The 19,606-nt window shown below is 34.7% G+C and carries 10 protein-coding genes; 3 read left to right on the top strand and 7 right to left on the bottom strand.

Features of this window, described 5'->3' with window-relative positions:
• Nucleotides 1-58: 58 nt before the first annotated feature.
• Nucleotides 59-1,525, bottom strand: coding sequence for an aminotransferase-like domain-containing protein (locus A5N88_RS05715; RefSeq protein ID WP_066264049.1), 1,467 nt, complete (start codon nt 1,523-1,525; stop codon nt 59-61).
• 173 nt (nt 1,526-1,698) lie between these two features.
• Nucleotides 1,699-2,976 carry an MFS transporter gene (locus tag A5N88_RS05720; RefSeq protein WP_066264050.1) on the bottom strand — a complete coding sequence of 426 codons (1,278 nt, stop codon included), beginning with the start codon at nt 2,974-2,976 and terminating at the stop codon, nt 1,699-1,701.
• 492 nt (nt 2,977-3,468) lie between these two features.
• On the opposite strand from A5N88_RS05720, the gene A5N88_RS24755 reads away from it, so the two are divergent.
• Together A5N88_RS24755 and A5N88_RS05725 are read left to right on the top strand one after the other, a co-directional pair.
• Nucleotides 3,469-3,627 (top strand): hypothetical protein, encoded by a 159-nt coding sequence (locus A5N88_RS24755; RefSeq protein WP_157090610.1) that lies wholly within the window; start codon nt 3,469-3,471, stop codon nt 3,625-3,627.
• A gap of 1 nt (nt 3,628) precedes the next feature.
• Nucleotides 3,629-3,949, top strand: coding sequence for a hypothetical protein (locus A5N88_RS05725; protein WP_066264052.1), 321 nt, complete (start codon nt 3,629-3,631; stop codon nt 3,947-3,949).
• Nucleotides 3,950-4,002: 53 nt separating this feature from the next.
• On the opposite strand, the gene A5N88_RS05730 is transcribed toward A5N88_RS05725, so the two are convergent.
• The 3 genes from A5N88_RS05730 to A5N88_RS05740 are packed head-to-tail and all read right to left on the bottom strand — an operon-like array spanning nt 4,003 to nt 10,105.
• Complete coding sequence (locus A5N88_RS05730; RefSeq protein WP_066264055.1) at nt 4,003-5,091, bottom strand: endonuclease NucS domain-containing protein; 1,089 nt, start codon at nt 5,089-5,091, stop codon at nt 4,003-4,005.
• 31 nt (nt 5,092-5,122) lie between these two features.
• Nucleotides 5,123-7,582: a restriction endonuclease-like protein gene (locus A5N88_RS05735; protein ID WP_232317536.1), complete on the bottom strand. Its 2,460-nt coding sequence runs from the start codon at nt 7,580-7,582 to the stop codon at nt 5,123-5,125.
• Between the two features lie 12 nt (nt 7,583-7,594).
• Entirely contained in the window at nt 7,595-10,105 is a 2,511-nt protein-coding gene (locus A5N88_RS05740) for an MrcB family domain-containing protein (protein ID WP_066264059.1), read from the bottom strand.
• 894 nt (nt 10,106-10,999) lie between these two features.
• Here A5N88_RS05740 and A5N88_RS05745 point away from each other — a divergent pair.
• Entirely contained in the window at nt 11,000-12,007 is a 1,008-nt protein-coding gene (locus A5N88_RS05745; RefSeq protein ID WP_066264060.1) for a hypothetical protein, read from the top strand.
• 1,637 nt (nt 12,008-13,644) lie between these two features.
• Here the strand turns inward: A5N88_RS05745 and A5N88_RS05750 are convergent.
• Together A5N88_RS05750 and A5N88_RS05755 are read right to left on the bottom strand one after the other, a co-directional pair.
• Nucleotides 13,645-16,389 (bottom strand): AbiH family protein, encoded by a 2,745-nt coding sequence (locus A5N88_RS05750; RefSeq protein ID WP_083953054.1) that lies wholly within the window; start codon nt 16,387-16,389, stop codon nt 13,645-13,647.
• Between the two features lie 55 nt (nt 16,390-16,444).
• A complete protein-coding gene (locus A5N88_RS05755; protein ID WP_066264061.1) occupies nt 16,445-19,603 on the bottom strand; it encodes a type I restriction endonuclease subunit R in 3,159 nt (1,052 codons plus the stop codon).
• Nucleotides 19,604-19,606 lie beyond the last annotated feature (3 nt).

Consider the following 19,606-nt stretch of genomic DNA (forward strand, 5'->3'; position numbering starts at 1 on the left):
TTTTTTCTTTCTCTATGAAAAGGGTACGAAAAAATAAAGCGTTTTCATATAACCAATGTTAAAATTGGTATGCTTTGTACGCAGAAATGGCATCCGAAATAAGATCAAGTCCCTTTTTCAGCCCTTCGTGGGACGGATGGGTAAACGCAAGGCGGATATGGTGATCGTACAGCCCAACCCCGCTCATCCAATTTCCCGGCACGAACGTCAGGCCTTTTTTTACGGCAACTTCCAAGAGACGCTCCGCCGGAACCTCTTTCGGAATGCGGCACCAAAGAAACACCCCACCTTTTGGGATTTGGCAGTGCAGGAAGGAACTAGCCTTCACGCGGAGCTGCACTTCCTTAAGACGCTGGGCATATCCGTATCTTAGCTTTTGAATATGAGTTTCCAGAAGGCCGCCGGTTATGTAGGCGTGGAGCGCGATTTGTGTTAAGTTGTTGCTGTGTAAATCCACACGCTGCTTAATTTTGGACAAATGGCGTATAATCCCCTCTGATGCGACTAAAACAGCTACCCTTAACTCCGGGTAAAGATACTTTGAAAAGGATTGGATATAAATAACGTGATCTGATCCAAGCGTTTGGATGGGCGGGTCCGGTTTTTCACTGTAATAGAGGAGACTGAAGGGATCGTCTTCCACAATAAAAACCCCGTACTTCTTCGCTAAATGGAGCAATTGCTTTCGGCGTTCAAGGGACATGGTAATACCTGTGGGATTTTGGAAAGTGGGATTTACATAAATAAACTTTACGGGAAATTGCATCAGCATATTTTCCAGACTGTCCAGGCGGATCCCTTCCTCATCCAGGGTAATTCGCAAAATCTTGGCACCGGTTGCGGTAAAAGCATCGGCTGCCGCTAAAAAACCGGGCTCTTCCATGATCACAAAGTCACCGGGTTTTAAAAACAAGCGGCTAATCAAATCCAATCCCTGCATCGCTCCGGATACCATCATGATTTCATTCAGCTCAGCTGTGACCCCGACTTTTTTCAGCCAATTAATCATTTCGAGCCGAAGAGGTTCATAGCCTTGCGTAGGGGAAGGTAGCTGCAGCAAAACGGGGTTTCTTCTCAGGTGCTCAGCAAAGCATTGACTGAATTCAATGCCGGGATGTACTTCCGGTGCAGCGCCAACACCACCTAAATTGATAAGTGATTGATCCTGGCCAAGACTCATAATCTCATCCATCCCATGATTGATTTCCCCCGTCGGATACGCAAAATCAACGGGGTTATCGAGTTGAACTTCCTTTTCTTTCAATCTTGTCCCTCGGAGAATAAAGGTGCCGCTTCCCTGATGACTTCGGACAATCCCTTTCATTTTCATTTCTTCATTGGCAAGTGTAATCGTCATTCTGCTCACATTCAAAAGCTTGGCCATCGTTCTTTCTGAAGGCAGCCGGAAACCGGGCTTTAATTGCCCGTCATGGACCAAAAGTTCAATTTGATTGGAGATTTGTTTATATAAAGGTGTTTTTTCTTGAGGGTTAATTACGACTTCTTTCCAAATATTTTGCGTCATGTACGATCTCCTCCCCAATTCATCGTCTTTATGCTGTATCCTTCGATTTCCGAAATGTTATATTTATAATTTTAACGGAATACTAAAAAGTTTTAAATAATGAAATATTCAATATTCAATATTCAATAAATAGAGCTATTCTGTAATGAATCGCAGAATAGCCTGTTTTGTGCTTATTTTATAGAAATCTGTTTGGCCGTTGGATGGGCATTCTGCTTGCTGTTTTTGGATTTCCAGACAGCATTAAACGAAAAGACGATGATAGCACCGAGGATTAAAAAGAATCCCAGGACATAAAAGCCTTCCAGCAGGTTTTTCCCTTGAGCCACAGCCCCTACAATAATCGGACCGACAATGCCGCCAAAATTTCCGCACAAGTTTATTAAACCATTCAATGTGCCTGCCTGATTATTGGGGAAAAACGACATCGCCCAGGCCCACCATGGACCAAAAGCTGCATAGATCCCAATTCCGGCAATGATTAAAAAGACTAGGTTCATGGCAAGGCTGCCGCCCATAACATGCTGAAGGACTAACGCGATTCCTCCGATGGCTAAAGGAATAGCGATAAAAAAAGCTCGTTTTTCTTTATGCTTATCCGCCCAGGAAGCGTTGATGTACATGGAAACCGCCGCCAGTACAAATGGGATGGCCGTTAACCAGCCGACCGTTCCAATGCCTTTACTGCTAAGTTCCTTCATTAAGCTTGGCATCCATAACCCGAAGCTGTACAAGCCTGTAATCCAAAGGAAGTAGACTAGAGAAAAAATCCATGCCCGGTAGTTTCCAATCACCTCTAGAAACGAACCGTTCTCTTTTACGCCAGTATACCGATTTTTTTGGATATATTCTCTTTCTTCCTTGGAAATAAAGCGGTCCTTTTCCGGGGAATCAGAAGCAAATCCCATAAAGAAAAAGGCTAAAATGATCGGAAGGCTGCCCTGCAAAATAAACATTACATGATAATTCCAGTTTTCAATCATCCATCCGGCAAGAGGCGCCATGATAATGGAAGAGATCGGCAGCGACATTTCCGAGAAATTAATCGCTCTCGCCCGCTCATGCGAAGCATACCAATTGATAAAATACACGGCAAATGCAGGCCAAAGCACCCCTTCGGCAAGACCCATGATAAACCTAACGGTCAATAGCATATCGTAGCTCTTCACAATCCCCGTTAAAATTCCCGTTAGCCCTAAGAAGAAAAGGGATGCAACAATAATCGTTTTGGCACTGTATTTGCTTGCTAAAAGGCCGCTTGGTATTTGCGTGATGACATAGCCCCAGAAAAATGAGGATAACAACACACCAGTGGTTGTCGCCGAGAGTCCCAGCGACTTCACCATGATTGGTGCTGCCATTCCAATATTCGATCGATCCACAAATGCCACTAAGTAGGTTAAAAAGAGCAATAAGCCAATTCGGTACCAGCGAGCTTTTGGTATACTCATTTACAACTCCCCTTTTTCTTTTTTAATAGACAGCATACAGGCTAAAAGTTCTTTTAAACATCCTCCTTGCTCTAACAGAAATGAACCTCCTTTACCTATTGGTAGCGCTTTCTTTATTGAATTAAGAATATTTGAAATTCAAAAGGTTATCTATAGCCACTTTAAAAATTGGATATATATCTACGAGCCCACCTTTCATGTTGTGGCATTACAAATGTGTAAATGGGAAAATAAAAAGCCTCTCGCTCAGCCGAGAGCTTACGAATATTTTTTAAAAGAGTGTAACCTTGCAAAAAAATCTATAAACTGCAATATCCGTAAGAAAGTCCAGGTCAAAAAGCTCATGGCCCAGGTAATCGATATTAGCTGAGTAAAAAAGATATCATACTTAAAGATTGTAAAAAGAACAGCAACGGTGTCTAAATTTACCTTTTCCATTTAAATTTTGAGTATAATTAACTTATAAAATTTAATAGTAGGAGGAATATTTCAATGCCTGTTAAAAACTCAACTCTTGCTAATCCAGATCCAATAATCATGACTCCAAAAGAGGTAAATGATGATTTATTTGAGTATCTTTCGATAAAAGGCTTTAAAATTAGATCCTCAGCTTCTCCCTCCGAAATCGATATAAGAGCCGTAAAAAAATAATGTGGAATTATTTATCGAATCAAGAGGTAATCAAGCAAATAAGAATAGAGGAACTGATATCGTTTTTGACAGCTCTCAATTAGATATTCAAGTTTCAGAACAGGTAAATCAAGTCATGAGGTTTCAACAATCCACAAGTACAAGTTTTATTCCTATTTTTTTTATGGCTAACCCAGATGTTACAAGTATAAAAAAAAGAATAGCGAAGATAAATGATGGTCTAGATAAACTTAAAATTGTAGGGGTATGGGTAAATAAATCATCTCAAATCACAATTGAAGGACCTGAAGCAATAAAGGAAATAATCTCACAATTACTTTAATAACCATTTAAAAAATATAAAGACAATCTGAAAGTAGATTGTCTTTTTTGTACCTATTCATCTATATTAATACTAAAATACTTTGAAACCTTGTCTATTGTGTATTGGCTCCTTAATTTATATGCGCTATTTTGATTTGCTTTTAAGCCTTTTTCCCAATAGGCTTTCTCTTTTTCAACATATCTTTCCCATTCAACTTTCACTATATATTCGCACTTTTCATTATCCTCCATATCATGAAACATATCAGGAGCTTTCAATTGCAATTTTAAATCATGAAATTTTTTATCTTCCCCATCTACACTTAACGTGGCTTCTCCTATAGGTTTTGCTTCTTCAATTACTCTTCCTATTCCTACATAACCCTTTTTGGGAATCATACAAAAGATTCTTGAACCTACAAATAATTGTTGCAAAGTTTTAGTATACCAACGGCCATTTCCTGCTGAAATAAATCCATATTTTAATGCATCTTCCCAATTTCTATATTGTCCGTCATCAAAGTTAACCACATAATCTTGTTTATTCCATTTTTCCTTTTTACCCACATTATTATTATTACTAGATTTTTCTTCCACTATATTTGGGTCAATTAACCAACTTCTAGTAATAAATTCTTGTTCTCTCTCTTGGAAATACCGGAAAAATACAGCATTAATAGGAACATCAAAATTAGTAGATAAATAATTAATTATTCTTTCTGTTTCACTATCTAATTGAGAAGAAACAATCATCATTTGGTGAGATTCGTTTAATTTATCAGGCAAATCAATTATAAATTTTTCAGCAAATGCTTCTTCTAATGACCTATTATTATGTACTTCAAATGTTTTTAAAATTTGTTCATATGATAAATTTTGAACCCATGAAGCATAATCTATAGCTTGTGCAACTACTTCTCTAGGTGCACGGTTTTTCTTAAGCTCAATAATATGTAGATTACCATCATCGTCAATTGCCAGCATATCAATGTACTTTCCATAGTCTGTTTTTACTTGCCTACCCACAAGCAATAAGTTTTCTGATAATATTGAAATATCCTGAACTAGGATGTCTTCTAATTTCTTTTCAGATTCAATAGGACTAAAAGAGATCTTCTTTACTTCATTATTAATTTTCCAAATGCCTACTTCTATTGGCATAAAAACAACTCCTTATAAATAGCTTCATAACTCATTGGAAAATTGTCTCCTTGATCATTTTAAAAACACTTGCTGGCTGCTTTTTTAATTGTTCCATAGGGATATAAAGAATTAATTCATCGTTATACAAAATGTGAATTTGCCTTATACCCACATCTAGTACTAAAGAATAAAATCCAATTTGATAGGCCTGTATTTTTCTTGCCTGATCTACCAGCTTTTGATCTAGGTTTGTTCTTACATTCGTAGATAATCTTCGCAACATCCTCCACAACTTTCGCTCTTCCCCAAATTTCATATAGAGCTCTGGTAATTCTGCTACTTCTTTTAATAGATTCATTGTCGTAAGAAGATACGATTGAATGCCATATCCTACTGGTCGAATGGTAGTACTAAGTGACTCCCACTTTTCTATTTTAAATTCTATATATACATCGTTTAAAAGCTGAATGACCTGTACATTTTTTATTTCACCGTAAAAATGAATGCCATTTTCAGCAGTTGAATCTTTTGTCACTTCTTGTGTCACATATAAAGCTAAAAACCTTGCATTTTGCCAGCCTTCTTTTAAGTTGTTTGCTTTAATTCTATAGTGGCCATTCTTTTTAAACTCCACATAATCATCTTTATTATTTACCGAACCTATTAATACCGTTTCATCTAAATTAGACCTCCAGTACGCCACTGATCCCTGTGGTAAAATCCCCTCATTTTGCAGGTCTTCAGGATTACTTTCGATTAAACGGTCCACAATTCGTTCTACCAGCTTCGTTGCATTTGGTAAAAACGGTAACCCTCCAATGTTCACCTCATCAATACTCTTGTAAAAAGGATGCAATTCATAATTTTCCTCGTCATACCATGGAAATAAAACATAGGCTCCAAATGCATGACGTTCATATGACCCCTGCCGCTTACGAACTACATGCGCATCACGATACCGATGCATTGTATTAATATCCTCTTCCATAGGACCGGGTCCATTCTGTGAATATTCTTGTCCAAAATCAATGCGATATTTTGCATCAAAAATATAATTATACGAATAACTGACTCCCTTTTTTTGAACCTCTAGCATAATATCCGGCTTTTGAGCGACAGTTGGCAGCTTACCAGAATTCTTCTGAAAAGAAAGCTTAATCCTTTCATGCGTTTGAGGGTGACGAAAGACCTGTGTGGCATTGGATGTCTGATCAAGATCGACAAATAAGGCTCCTTGTCTTGTTTTTACGATATTTTGATTTTCCATCACATAATTTTTTCGTAGGATTTGACCAAGCTTCAAATAGGTCCAGTACTCATATAGAGTAGCCACGTCCTTTACTGACATTTTATAGAGCTCACCCTGAAGGGACAGTCCTCTTGAAACGATCAGATAAATTTTATATGCTTCTCTGTAACCCGCTTTGGATTGCATTACCATATTGAGAACAGTACGGTCAATCGAGCCAATTTCCTTCCAAAAAGACTTCTGAAGGAATTTTTCCAACTGTTTTACCATATAAGTAATTCGATTGACTAAAATTTCATCAACCTCCACTTGAAAACGAGTATCTCTCTTAATTACTCTCTGTTTTAAATCTGTTAGCTTATGAAGTAAGCGCTCGATCATCCATTTAACAAAACGGTTTTCTAGGGTATTAAAAGATAATCGTTTATTCGTGTTTATTCCCTTTGTCGGCAAAAAAGTCCGCCCTTTTATGGAAAACCCTATAGGACTATCTTCAAATACTTGAGGATGCTTCCTTAAAAATTGTCTTCCTTTTGAGTCTAAACGCTTAATCCGATCCCCTCTTACCAGCTCATGCTCAGTGTTCAACTGATGATGAGGCTGCTGTTCAATTTTTCTAATGGCTTTTTCGAATGCGAGGAAATAATGCTCCAATAAGCGAAAAAATTCAGTAGGTGAGGGATTCTCAGAAAGAATGGAAGAAGCATTTAAGTACGTCTTCTTTATAAAATGAAAGGCTAAATTATACACCTCGTCATTCACTTCCTCCAGCAGCTTGCGATAATCCTCCTTGTAGCTTAGCTTAGAGGGGAAAATTTCAAGCGTCACCTCTAAAAGTTTTTCCTTTCCCGAATAGAAAGAAAAGTTCGTCAAACCTACCTCATTCGTAAATTGTAAATTCCCCATAAGAATACCTGAAGTTCCTACTGGAGAGATCGAGTTACGAATTCCTGGATGCTCATGATAAAACTGTATTTGCTTTTCTCTCTTTGGTGTAAGGACTAACTGATAGATCCCATTTTCAAAAAAGATAGGTGCGAGCTTATTTGATTGCACAAACTCTAACTCCCCTGTTTCTACGTTCAAAACGTCAGCTGCTTCCATTTGCTCTCCATGGACACGTATCACCATTGTTTCCTTTTCCAGCTCTACCTGCTTTCGGTATTGTCTAAGATTGGTATACTTCCTGTCATAGGGAAGCCCCTTGATAAATAAGGATAGATCAGCCGTTTCAATGATTAATAGCTCTTGGGTTTCCATTTTCATGTCTCCTTAGGAAAGCCAAAAGGATGTAAATCCATCATTTTGAATCTTTTCAATCATGCTGGAAAGTTTTTTTGCAGTCTTTGGATACCGAACTTCTTTATCGGTTAACAATAACCCATTTTCCCACTCATGAGTTGTACAAAATTGATAGAGATTCTTTAAGACCTGTTCTGACTTCGCATCATTTCCTGTTAATCTAGGTAATACTTTTTGAAAAAGCTGTGAATCAAAGGCTTGATTCCGTGGCATAAGCTGACCTTGTTCGTTGTAAATCATATAAAAGCAAATCTCATCCCGAACACGGTAGCCAAAATGAGCGTTGGTCAATTCAAGAATTTTATTGATATCAACCAGCCATGTGGTCACTTCTCGAATTAATGTCTCATGCTCTAGGAAGGCATCCTTAAGCTTTAAGAACTCACCTGCAAGCAGTTGGTTTGAAATAGCGACCGGTTCAATGGACTCTAACTCCGTTAAAAAATTAAAATGATCCAAATTCACTTCATTGTATTCAATGGTATTTGCACGGTCTAATACCTTTGGACTGAACGGATGGGTTGTCTCGTCCATATTAACCGTTCCAATTAAATAGATATTATTCCTAAGCATAAGCTTCCCTACTTCTTCTCTCTCTACTATAGGTGTAGAAATATACTCTCCATCCTTTTTCTCTCTACTCTCCATGACACTAAGTAGATCACTAAAATAATACTCTACCCTTGCTAAATTCATTTCATCTAATAAAATAAAGTAAGGCTTGTCATGGTTTTCTGCTCTATTTGCTTCTTGTAAGATTTTAGTTAGAGGCCCAGGCTTAAATTCCCCTTTTAAATCCTCAAAACCAATTAAATCGGATCCATCACTCCAATCCGGACGTACAGGGATTAACTTAAATTGACCATTTTGTTCGGTTGCACCTATACTTTCAGCAAATAACTTAATAATCTGGGTCTTCCCTGTCCCTGAAATACCAGAAAGGATTACAAATGGTTTTGTCTTGAGACAAAGATAAAGATTTTTGATGCTATCTAAAGAATAGTAAAAGCCCTTATGGTTGATATAGGAATGAATATGGTTGACCAAGTCTTCCATGCTTAAAGAGAATTTTTGAGGATTACTTGGTTCAATTGAATTCTCTTTAAGCTCAATAAATTGTTCATAGTAGTTTAGCATATCTTTTAAATCAGAAAGGATCTGGTTTTCAGATGGAAAATTATCGGTGGTATACTCTATATACGCAGCAACAGACTTTTGATATTTTTTTGCTAACCCACTATTCCCAAGGTTAAAATCAGAATCTTTTTTGAAACGTTCGCTTACTTGAATTTCATTTCTAAAGGTTAAAATAATCTTCTCCATCTGTTCTTGAGTTGTTTCTGTAACTCCTTGAGCAAACGTTAAGTAAAGTCTTTTTGAATCTTCACTTAGCAAGTAAACAATATAATAACCTCTCTGCGTAGTAGTAGTAATATTTTTATTCATAACAGCAATCCAAGGTATTACTGCCCAATTGCCTTGCCCCACAGAACCTTTTATTATGTAATTTTCTTTATTTATAAAATTCAGCTTTTCAAAAGCCTTCGGTAAGTCGTTTCGAACAACATACCCTAGAGGACTCCCAGCAAATGGACCTTTTTTAGCTACTTCATACTCATTTATAAACCTTAATAGCAACGGTCTGACTTCTTCATTTATAATGGGAACCCACTCCTCATCAATAACACCTGTTTTTACTAGCCAACCTAAGATATTTCGAGTTCTGTATTCAGACACAGATTCCAGCATTAGATTTTCTCCTCTGGAATTACGTACAATAAGCATTCCCATTTCAACAAGACACTTCAATTTATCTTCCATTGTAAAATGAGGTATTACATAAAGAATTTCGACGAATATTTTAAAATACTCTTGCTTAAGAATTTGGACCTTTATTAGGTCTTTCTTATTCTCAGCTTGCTGATACTTCTCTATAAGAATAGTATTAGGATCGAAGCTTTCATTCAAGATTCCAAGTATTTTTAATCCCTGCCGAGCCCTTGACTTTAATCTTTTTTCCTTATCTGATTTAAAATCTTTTGAAATGGATTTTGGATTGATCTTTCCTTTCAAAGTATCATCTAGAAATTCTTTAACCGAATCAAAGGCTGCTTCCGGTAACTGATCAGTAGTAAACTCTTTTAATCGTATAGCAATTGCTTGTCCTTTCATTGTCTTTTCAATAAAAGGAAGCTTCTCAAAAAAGGACATAAAAAAAGAATACCGAGGATTTGTTTTTATAAAATCTTTTGAAGAGGCATGTCTCACATTTGTAAATTCAGACCAAGCTAGTTCTAAAAAATCTAAAGGAATTAAATCCCACGGTTCTTGTCGATTTCCCTCTTCAAACGTTTTTCTTGAACGTTCAGTTTCAACATGAAGACCTTTATCCGTAACTTTTACAATCCAGTTTGGTTGCTGTGAAAGTGTTAATATCTTAGTTGTTTTTTTGGCATATTCAATCAATAGTTTTTCAAGCATTATATTACCTTCTAACCCAATATTATTATTATTTATCATATTCAAGATCAAAGCTCATAGCCGGAACCAATTAAAATATTTAAATTTTTACTCTGGAGACTTCTCTGTAACAAACTATTAAGCTTCTTTTTCTGTTCCTCAAAACTTATATCGCTACATAAATTTATCCCCTCTCTTAAATAATATAAATATGAAGTTTCTATAATTTATTTAGTACCCTCTCTTTCTTAATTCTGTGCTTACTGTCACTATAAACCCCTTCTAAAATAATCAATCCGCTTATATTGATTATTTTACCAAAAATTGTTGAATAATGATTATCTATTAGATTCTTATTGTTCTCATTCTATAGATAATAAATTTTCCAAATAACCGCTAATGATTTTTTAATTGTCCTTTCAGTTCTTCTAATCTCTTTCATCCAAAAAACCCCTTAGAACAAGTACGTTTATTGGACCTTCCTGAATTCTCTTGTCGGTTATCTTTTAAACCAGTGATCCCATCTATTCTATAAGCCACACGCCATCAACCTATTAATGATCGAATTCGTCTTTCTCTGATTACTTCTATGTCAAAGCCACATTCTTCAAAAATTTGTTTTGGCAGTTTACCGTTCTAATTTTCAACCATAAAATGACATTTGATTTTATCTTTATAAGTTATCCCTTTTGAGCTTACTGACTTTACATAAGGTTTTTTTTTAACTTTAGAATTTTTAAGGCCAAGTAGACTACAGTTAATAAACAAAGGGAGAATCTACGATGACTAAGAGAGGACGTCAATCATTTACCGATGATTTTAAGCAACAGAAGGTGCAGCTGTAACGCACAAAACATATGGCTTTTTGTGGTAATATATAATAAAAAGTCAAAAAACTAAGAAAGGAAATAACCTATGTCTCTTTCAAGTTTACTAAACGGTTCGAATCCTAATCAAAAAGTATTTCAAGGGATTTTAAAAGAAATCATTCCAAACAAAAAGCCATTTAAAACAAATTCCGGTAAAGAAGCATTCTCTAAAACTCAATATGAAACATTAGTTCCCTATACTCTACTAAACAATTATCATTCTTCAGTGCTAGGAACGGCGTTTGATTATTTAGCAAGAGTTATGCTGGCTCGAGTAGTTAAAAAAAATAGAGAACAATCATACACAAGATTAGTGGCTGAATTAGGATTTATGAAATTGTCAGAACAATTCTTACAAAACCATCCTTTAATTGAATCAAAAATTGAAAAAAAATTAAAAACCGCAATTAAAAATCTAAAAGCATTCACCAATTATAAAAAAGATGTTAATGAATTAGCTTTAGATGTTTGTTTCTTAGCAAAATTAGAGCACGTTTTACGTTCTGGTCTCCCTCCAGCTGACCTTTTTGAAGATTCCTTTTTTGATGAACCTGCTGATGAAATCTTACAAGAATTAATATCATTATGTGATGTATTTCAGAAGAAGTTTGTTTCAACAATTGTCAGTCCAACTAGTGAAATTATATACAATCCTGATTTCCGCCCTGCCTCTGCTTTTGTTGGAGGTGCAGATGGTGACGTAATGATTGACGGAACGTTATATGATTTTAAAACTGCGAAAAGCATAGGTTATAAATGGCAAGAGGTTGCTCAAATGGTAGGATATTTTTTACTTAACGAAATATCTTTAGATGTTAACAACGCAGATGATAATTATTTTGAAGATGATTCTTATCAACACTTGGACATTAAACGAATCGCCTTTTATAGAGCAAGATATGGCGAAATCGAATATATAGACATATCATATTTTGAGAAAAAACTGATTGAAATAACTAAAAAGAAGCTTGCTACCTATTTCGTTAAAAACCCAAACCTTCATAGAGCTATGATTGAAAATCTTCATATTTTAGAAGCACTATCCAATGCTTAAACATTCTTTTCTGAAAGGTATTAATTCCACATTTTCAAAATTCTTTGTACAAAATTATCATTAATTAATTACTGCTGGCTTTGTAATGTATTTCAATTGTCAATATTATTTATCCTCACGAATTTATTTTTTTAAGATTGTGAAAGTGGTGAATATAACACAAGCCATTCAATAGGAATGGCTTGTGTTTAAGAGAAATCATTTTAATTCTTCTTATTCCTTTTATACAAAATTTTGAATGGTAGTTCGCCTATTCCGACAACCCATTTTATTTCTTCTTTAGTTAATTTGTTTAATTAAATTAGTTTTTTTATTTGTTCTTCTATTTCCACGAGTATATCACTTTAATCCTTTTTCTCCACGAAATGAGCTAGTTCTCGACCTAACACTTCTTTCAAATACCTTTAAGCCTCATCTTTGGACATAGCCTGCCAAGTGTTACTTACTTTTTACATAAATTACAACTCCAATATCTCTTTAAATAACAGAGCTTTGTTGTATAATACCGTATCCAATTCTTTTTATTCACAGAATTCAATATTAACCGGAATACTCTTGTTTACTTAGGATTTGATAACTGGTTTTCCTTGATAGTGAAAATTCTGTTACTGACTTCCCCGAATTTTTATAATCCTGGGTAATCTGTGTCCCCACTTCATCTAGTACTCAAAAGAAATCCCTTGGAACGGTGCTGTAGTTGTGGCTGTTGCTATTTCTCACTTTTTGTTGAGATCAAAAATTACACTGACTACCGTCCTTGAAAATATTTTTAGAATAAAACCACCTTAAGGTACTTTAATTTATGATATGACTCTAAAAAAGAAGAATAGTCTTATGTTGTCACTTCAAGAGTTGTTTCTAGTTAATAAATCCAGAACGCAATAATGGCATAAGGTGCGGTAGGTTTATCATCACTGCCAAGGAAACCAAGATTCAGAATTACAGCTATATTTCCTCTAGAATACTGAATTGGATGATTTCATTGATCAGTATTGGCTGCAATGTATACACGAGCCTTAAAGAATTTACCATTAAATTCCTTTCAAACTATTCTGACCTTTAATTAACTAGGGAAAAAGCTTTACTCTTATTTAAGTATAGTCCTTGTTATCTTTTAAGTGTTGATATGTATGCTTTACTAAATTTTTGATCGTTCTTATTTATTAACTATTAACTAACCTGATATGTGGTGGTGATGCACATCTTAGTCGCCCAGGTCTTGTTTTACCAACAAACGTACTACCCCCACCTTCAGTTTGCAACAAGTACAGGATGTTTGAATCCTAATAACTAATAATGGAAGAAGTATCTAAGATCAATCTGGGGACTTAATTCCCTTCTAACGGGAAGACGAGTGTCGTCACAAATAACTTTCTATGAAATAGTGAAAAGAAAATATATTAAATCCGTACCATTACTTGAAGTCACTTTTCGAGGAGTTTTTCGACATTGACGAGAATACTGGACCAACTACTTCCATGGTCCAAGTATCTCCAAGAACACTGTTATATAAAATAGTCCCCAGCCATTTAGTAGGTGGGGACTATTTTACGCTAGTTTTGTAATTCTCTATTATCCTATTCGATAAAATATAAAACCGAAAGAATCATAGGTGGGCATTCCATTAATTGTTTGCATTAATGATGTATAACTTCTAACTTTATTTGCTCTTCAATACTCATCAATTCATCATTCAACCACACTACTTTTTCATCCAACTCTATCTGCCAATCCTGTTTCAATGCTTGGGCATACTTGATTGGGTTAGCTCCCGGATGTTTAGCTTTGTATCTCTCAAAATCTTTGCTATTAATAACACCACTAATATTTGGTATTCTAGTAATACCTGTAACATACTGTATAGCCGATAGATTGAGTTCATCTTTCGAAACAAACCACTCTTCAGAAAAATCCTTAATGACTTTATCTCGAGCTTGTGTAAAAAATTTACGTTTCAGTTCTAGTATATCTTTTTCTGCATTTATTTTTATATGAGAAATATCATTCGCAATTTCACGATAAATTCCCATTACAATTTCAGCCTTTTTCTGTTGCTGTAATGCTTTATTTAATTCTTTTAGTGCAGATTTATTTCCCCTTGCATAATCATATAACAAACTATCAATTCTTGTATATATATTAGTAATTGATTTTCTCCCCGGATCATTTTCGTTATCTCGATTTGAACTTTTTACATCTTTCTGTTCTATAACCTGGTCTATCTGCTTAATAGTTCTAATTTTAGTACTCACTTCTTCTAAAAGTTCTTCAATAATTGATTGATTTTTTAATTTTGATATTTCTAAAAACAAGTTTTTTAATTTTAATAAGATATTATTATCTATTAATCCTTCAATATTATTAAAGAGCTGGATATGGGGCTCTCTATACTCCAAATAATATTCTTTAATTGATTTTATATCTTTATCTACAATAAATTTAGTATCGTTTGAAAAAACATCTAAAATAACATCAACAATGAGATCACGACATGAAGTCATTAGATCTGGGGTTTTCAAATGAAAGAGTCTAAGTTTAGAGAAACCTACTGAATCTTCATTACTTCTCATAATCGATGAAAGATTAAAAAATTCATCAGCATATCCTATTACAACTATTTCTTCAATTTTGTTTCCTACCGTTATGTTAGGAACTATTCCAGAGGAATAATCAATCTGTAAAATATTTAAATTTTTTAAGTGAATCTCTTCCTGGTAAGCATCTCCATCAGTTATTGAGATATTAAGCTCTAATAAATTTGTTGATTTTTCTAAGACATCTTTCTCAATTACAAGATTAGTATTTCTCAAAACTGTTAATTTTTCTATTTTATTTTGATTTTGTGTATCTGAGTTAATGTAGAAAATATTTTTTCTTGTATCCGTTAGATTAGATGTAAAGGAGCAGTCAATTATTTCAAGACTTCTTAGAGACTCACATACAGATACATCTGCACTCTCATTGTATCCATTTACTAATGTACAATTTTCCATTCTAATATAAGCCAAGCTACTACCATTAGTTAAAAGTTGGATAAAAAAATCACTATCTATTTCTGTATTGGAAAAAATAACCTTATTCACCCATTTCAGCAACATTAAAAAATCCTCAGAACCACTAAGTTTATTAAAGTCATCTAAATCTAGTGTTTTTTCAAAAAAAACCCGAGAGATTCTAGAAGCATTTTTATTGAGTACCAAATTTCTTGCTATATGAAGTACCATCTCTATGTTACTCGGACTTATTCTTAATTCATTAATATTACGAAAAGTAAAATGGGCTATAGTTAATGATAATTCAGATAATATATCTTCTCTTGGAAATTTATTTAACAAAAAAGAATCTATAGTCTCATATTCCTTATAACTAGTTACGATTAATCTATCCTGCAGTAATATTTCTAAGAAAGGAACCAATACAATTTTCTCAGCAACAGAAGAGCCAGATTTCCTCAGGATTTCTTCCATTTTAAAAATGTAATCATCTTCATAATAAAATATAAACACCTTGTTTGCTTTTTGTATTAATTTTGATAAGAATGGAAAATCACTTCCTTGAAGAGAATGTCCTATAATAAATAAATTATTCTTCGTATCTTCACTGTTTGAATCAATAGTAGACATTATCTTTTTTCTTGTTGAATTTAATAATTCATTTTCCTTTATTCTAAACAATTTATCATTAATTAAAGACTGAGAATAATGAATCTTATCAATATCCTCACTATCAGTAAAACCACCTCCAAATAAAATGTTTTCTTCTTCTAGACTTCCATGTATATGAAAAACTCTTTCTTTCGCTTTCTTCACTTCTAAACTAGATTTTGATATACTACTAGAGTCATAAAGTACACTTTCGCATAAGTCCTCAATCGTATGCGTATAATTAAAATTAATAAAGAATGTGTTTTCATCTTTAATCATTTTCTTAAAAAAAGGGTTCACTTCTTCTGTAAATCTCTTGAAATTAGAATTCCCAATCTGAATCGTCTTTTGTTCAACCCATTTTGGGTATTCATCTGAAAGATATTCATGAAAATCTTCTTCTAATCTTTTAATAGAATTATTTACTGACGCTATGTCAAAAATATCTTGCGGTTCTTCATTTTTCTGAGTTCGATTATTTATTTTCCTTACAGTTTCTTCATATAAACTTTCAAAATCGGACCAATTCAAATGGAAATTGTCATATTTCCTTAAAAAAAGTCTGTTATAGTTGTATAATTCATAATCTTTAGCGAACCTTTTTCTAATCTTAATATATTCAATAAAATTCTGATATGAACTCTTGAGACCAAGACTCATATCAAATCCGTTTCCAATAATAACTATGTTCTTTGAACTATTATTAATATCTAACTTTTCTTGACCCTCTATGTTCATAAGGCATTCTCCCAATAATCATCTAATGGTCTAAATTTCATCTAATATATCACGCCTAACGTAATTCATCATCCAAAGGTATAATGACTTCATCTAACCTCTTTCTCCATTGACGCTTCATTTCTGGTCCATATTTCAGCAGTTTTGCATCTGGATGTATGGCTTTGTACTTATCAAATTGCTTGCTGTTAATAATTCCACCGATATTCGGAATAGGGTCTGTCCCTATCACGTATTGAATAGCAGATGAATGCAGTTCTCCTTCTTCCACAAACCAAGTCTTCGCAAATTCTTCAATCGCTTTATTATAGGATTCAGTGAAGAAGCGTCGTTTCACTACAAGAATATCTTCCTCGGGATTGATTTCATTGGTATCAATGGCGTTTAAAATTGCAAGGTATACCTCTTTAACAATTTCTGATTTTTTTAGTTTTTGAAGTGCTTTTTCAATCTCGGCACGGATATTCTGATTATTGGCTGAGTACGTTTCTAACAGTCGGTCAATATAGGTTGAGTCAATATCATAAATCTTAATCGCATTTTCACCATAGAATTCAATGTCTGAGAAATCTGGAGCCGGTCCATCTTGGCTCCCTTCATCTACTAGTGAACCCTTAACCGTATTGTATACGCCAATATATTCTTCTAAGGTCTTCACTTGTTCTTGAAGTGCTATTGATTTCTCCATATCATCGTTGTAATCATTATATGTAACTAAAGCTTCGTAGGCATTGTTTAATTCTTGGAAAACCTTAATAAATTCAATTCGGGTTTCAAGAGGTGAGTGCTCGTTAATATCGGTTGGATTTGGAACTAACGTTTTTAGCAATTTGTGAGCCTTTTTGAAGCGTTTCTTCGATTGATCATAAGTTGGGTAAACAAGATTAGATTCCTCTTGTTCTTGAGAATATAACTTTGTCGCATCCTTTACATTTTGCTCCATGGTTGAAGGTTTTCGTAATGTCACAATCAATCCTTTTGTCTTTCCTGGATAGGTACGATTGGTTCTAGAAAAGGCTTGGATTAAATTCGCATAATTTAAATTTCGATCTACAAATAACGTTTGAATCGCTGGTGCATCGAAACCAGTTAATAATCGATCTACGACAATGACAAGATCAATTTGTTTCCCGAATTCTTTGAATTCCCCTTTTTTACGAGCTAAACGATTGTTGATATCGCCATTATATCGTTCAATATTTTCTATTGACCAAGCAGTATGATAATAATCGTTATAATCCTTGATAATTTCTTTCATTTCATCTTGAATTTGTTTGGAATTATCTTCGTTTTCTTGTATCGAATAGGTGATAGCAATCCGTGGGAAATCTGGATCTTCAATCGTACGCCCCGTTCGAATCGGCTGTCCAGCAAATTCTTTCGTCAACCATTCTTGATCTTTGGTCAGTTCCTTGATTGCTTGATAATAGCGTTTCGCCATATCAATGGAACTGGTGGTTAAAATCGCTGACTTTTGTGGGCGACCGTTTTGGAAATCAAATTTGGTATAGGCATTATCCGGTCGAAAAATCTTATGAATGACTTTTTGAATATGTCCATCACTCTCAAAAGAAGATGGTTCAATGTATGCTTCTTTTTCCATTCCATCCATTTTATCAATCATGTCGTTAATTTCATCATCACTAACATTGGCGTATTTTTCATTTTGACGCAGTTGATTAAAAATATAATTATTTAATGATGTTGGATCAATCGTATCTTCGTGCTCGACATGGAATCCTAAAACAGCCCCATCATCTAACGCATTCTTAATCGTGTAGGTGTGCAATCTTTCTCCATATTGATCATAAGTGGTACGAGCTAATCGGCCTTTAGCTTGTTTCTTATTTACATCAAATATCGGTGTACCTGTAAATCCAAACCATGTAGAATTTGGAAAGAAGCCCTTAATCACTTCCATCCCTTCTGCACTTAACGCTCGATGGCATTCATCTACGACAAACACGATATGTTGTCCCAATAGATTTTTAAAGCGCTGAGTGCCTTTTTGTTCTTCTAGTCTATGAGCATAACGCAAGGCAGCTTCTAATTTTTGACGAGTGGTAATGATCACTGTGTTGGAATTAGCATCGGATAGTAGAGTATCACTTAACTCCTTTGCACTCCCGGTTCCGATAATCAAGCTATTTGACTTGGATTTACCAGAAGAAATACCGGTATTAAACTCGGAAGCAAATTTGGTGAATTCAGTGGTAGTTTGATTGTCCAAGTCTTTTCGGTCAATGAGCATAATGGTACGATCTACACCTGGTTTACGAGCTAATAACTTTGTAGAAACAAAGCTTGTCAACGTTTTTCCTGAACCAGTCGCATGCCAAACATATCCGGATTCATTCTTCATGGCAGAAGTAAACAAGGCTTCAATTGCATGAATTTGATAAGGGTGTAATACCATTAAGGTTTTATTGTCTTGGTCCTCACTAACGATTGAATAATGAGCAATCAATCTATGTGCATTTGGTATATTTAATACTTGTTTCACAAATTCATAGAGATTTTCTACTTTTCTATTGTCCTTTGTCCGCCAGCTAAAAACAAATTTCTTATGCATATCTTTTGGCATTCCATTGGCAAAATAACGAGTCGTTTGTTCGTTGGAAATGACGAATAACTGAAGAGTAGAGAAGATATTATTTCTAAACATTCCTTCTTCTGCGTATTTCTTGATTTGATTATAAGCTTGGAATACGCCATCTTTGGCACTGACCTGTTTCAATTCAATTTGAACAATTGGTAACCCATTGATTAAGAGTGTCACATCAAAACGGCGATCACGACCATCAATGTTTGCCTTTTGTTTCGCAATCTGATGAACGACTTCGTATGTAGAGATTCCGCCACCAATGTTTTGATTGGAATACAACACTAACGACATTGAACCCAGTGAAACATCTTCACGTTCAATTGTAATACGAGCAATTCCATTCTCCCCTTTAAGCCATCTAGCAGCCTCAAAGGGTGTCTGTGTTTTCAATAGTAATTCTGTTTTAATCGTGTCAAATTCTTTATCAGAAATGGGATGTTCCCCAATTTCTGATAAGTTATTTTGCGTAATCTTTTGACGTAAGTTCTTCCATAGGTCTTTTTCGGTTTTTAAATCTGGACGATAATTCCACTGATTATGGCCTTCCCCTAACACCTGAATCAGTCGACGTTCCACTTCAACTTCATCATTATGTGGTATCTTCGTCATATT

The sequence above is a fragment of the Heyndrickxia acidicola genome, assembly GCF_001636425.1.
Classification (GTDB): Bacteria; Bacillota; Bacilli; order Bacillales; family Bacillaceae_C; genus Bacillus_AE; species Bacillus_AE acidicola.

What these genes read in the sequence shown, in the direction of transcription:
- A5N88_RS05715 (WP_066264049.1), bottom strand. Translation starts at nt 1,525, where the DNA reads ATGACGCAAAATATTTGGAAAGAAGTCGTAATTAACCCTCAAGAAAAA.
- A5N88_RS05720 (WP_066264050.1), bottom strand. Translation starts at nt 2,976, where the DNA reads ATGAGTATACCAAAAGCTCGCTGGTACCGAATTGGCTTATTGCTCTTT.
- A5N88_RS24755 (WP_157090610.1), top strand. Translation starts at nt 3,469, where the DNA reads ATGCCTGTTAAAAACTCAACTCTTGCTAATCCAGATCCAATAATCATG.
- A5N88_RS05730 (WP_066264055.1), bottom strand. Translation starts at nt 5,091, where the DNA reads ATGCCAATAGAAGTAGGCATTTGGAAAATTAATAATGAAGTAAAGAAG.
- A5N88_RS05735 (WP_232317536.1), bottom strand. Translation starts at nt 7,582, where the DNA reads ATGGAAACCCAAGAGCTATTAATCATTGAAACGGCTGATCTATCCTTA.
- A5N88_RS05740 (WP_066264059.1), bottom strand. Translation starts at nt 10,105, where the DNA reads ATGCTTGAAAAACTATTGATTGAATATGCCAAAAAAACAACTAAGATA.
- A5N88_RS05745 (WP_066264060.1), top strand. Translation starts at nt 11,000, where the DNA reads ATGTCTCTTTCAAGTTTACTAAACGGTTCGAATCCTAATCAAAAAGTA.
- A5N88_RS05750 (WP_083953054.1), bottom strand. Translation starts at nt 16,389, where the DNA reads ATGAACATAGAGGGTCAAGAAAAGTTAGATATTAATAATAGTTCAAAG.
- A5N88_RS05755 (WP_066264061.1), bottom strand. Translation starts at nt 19,603, where the DNA reads ATGACGAAGATACCACATAATGATGAAGTTGAAGTGGAACGTCGACTG.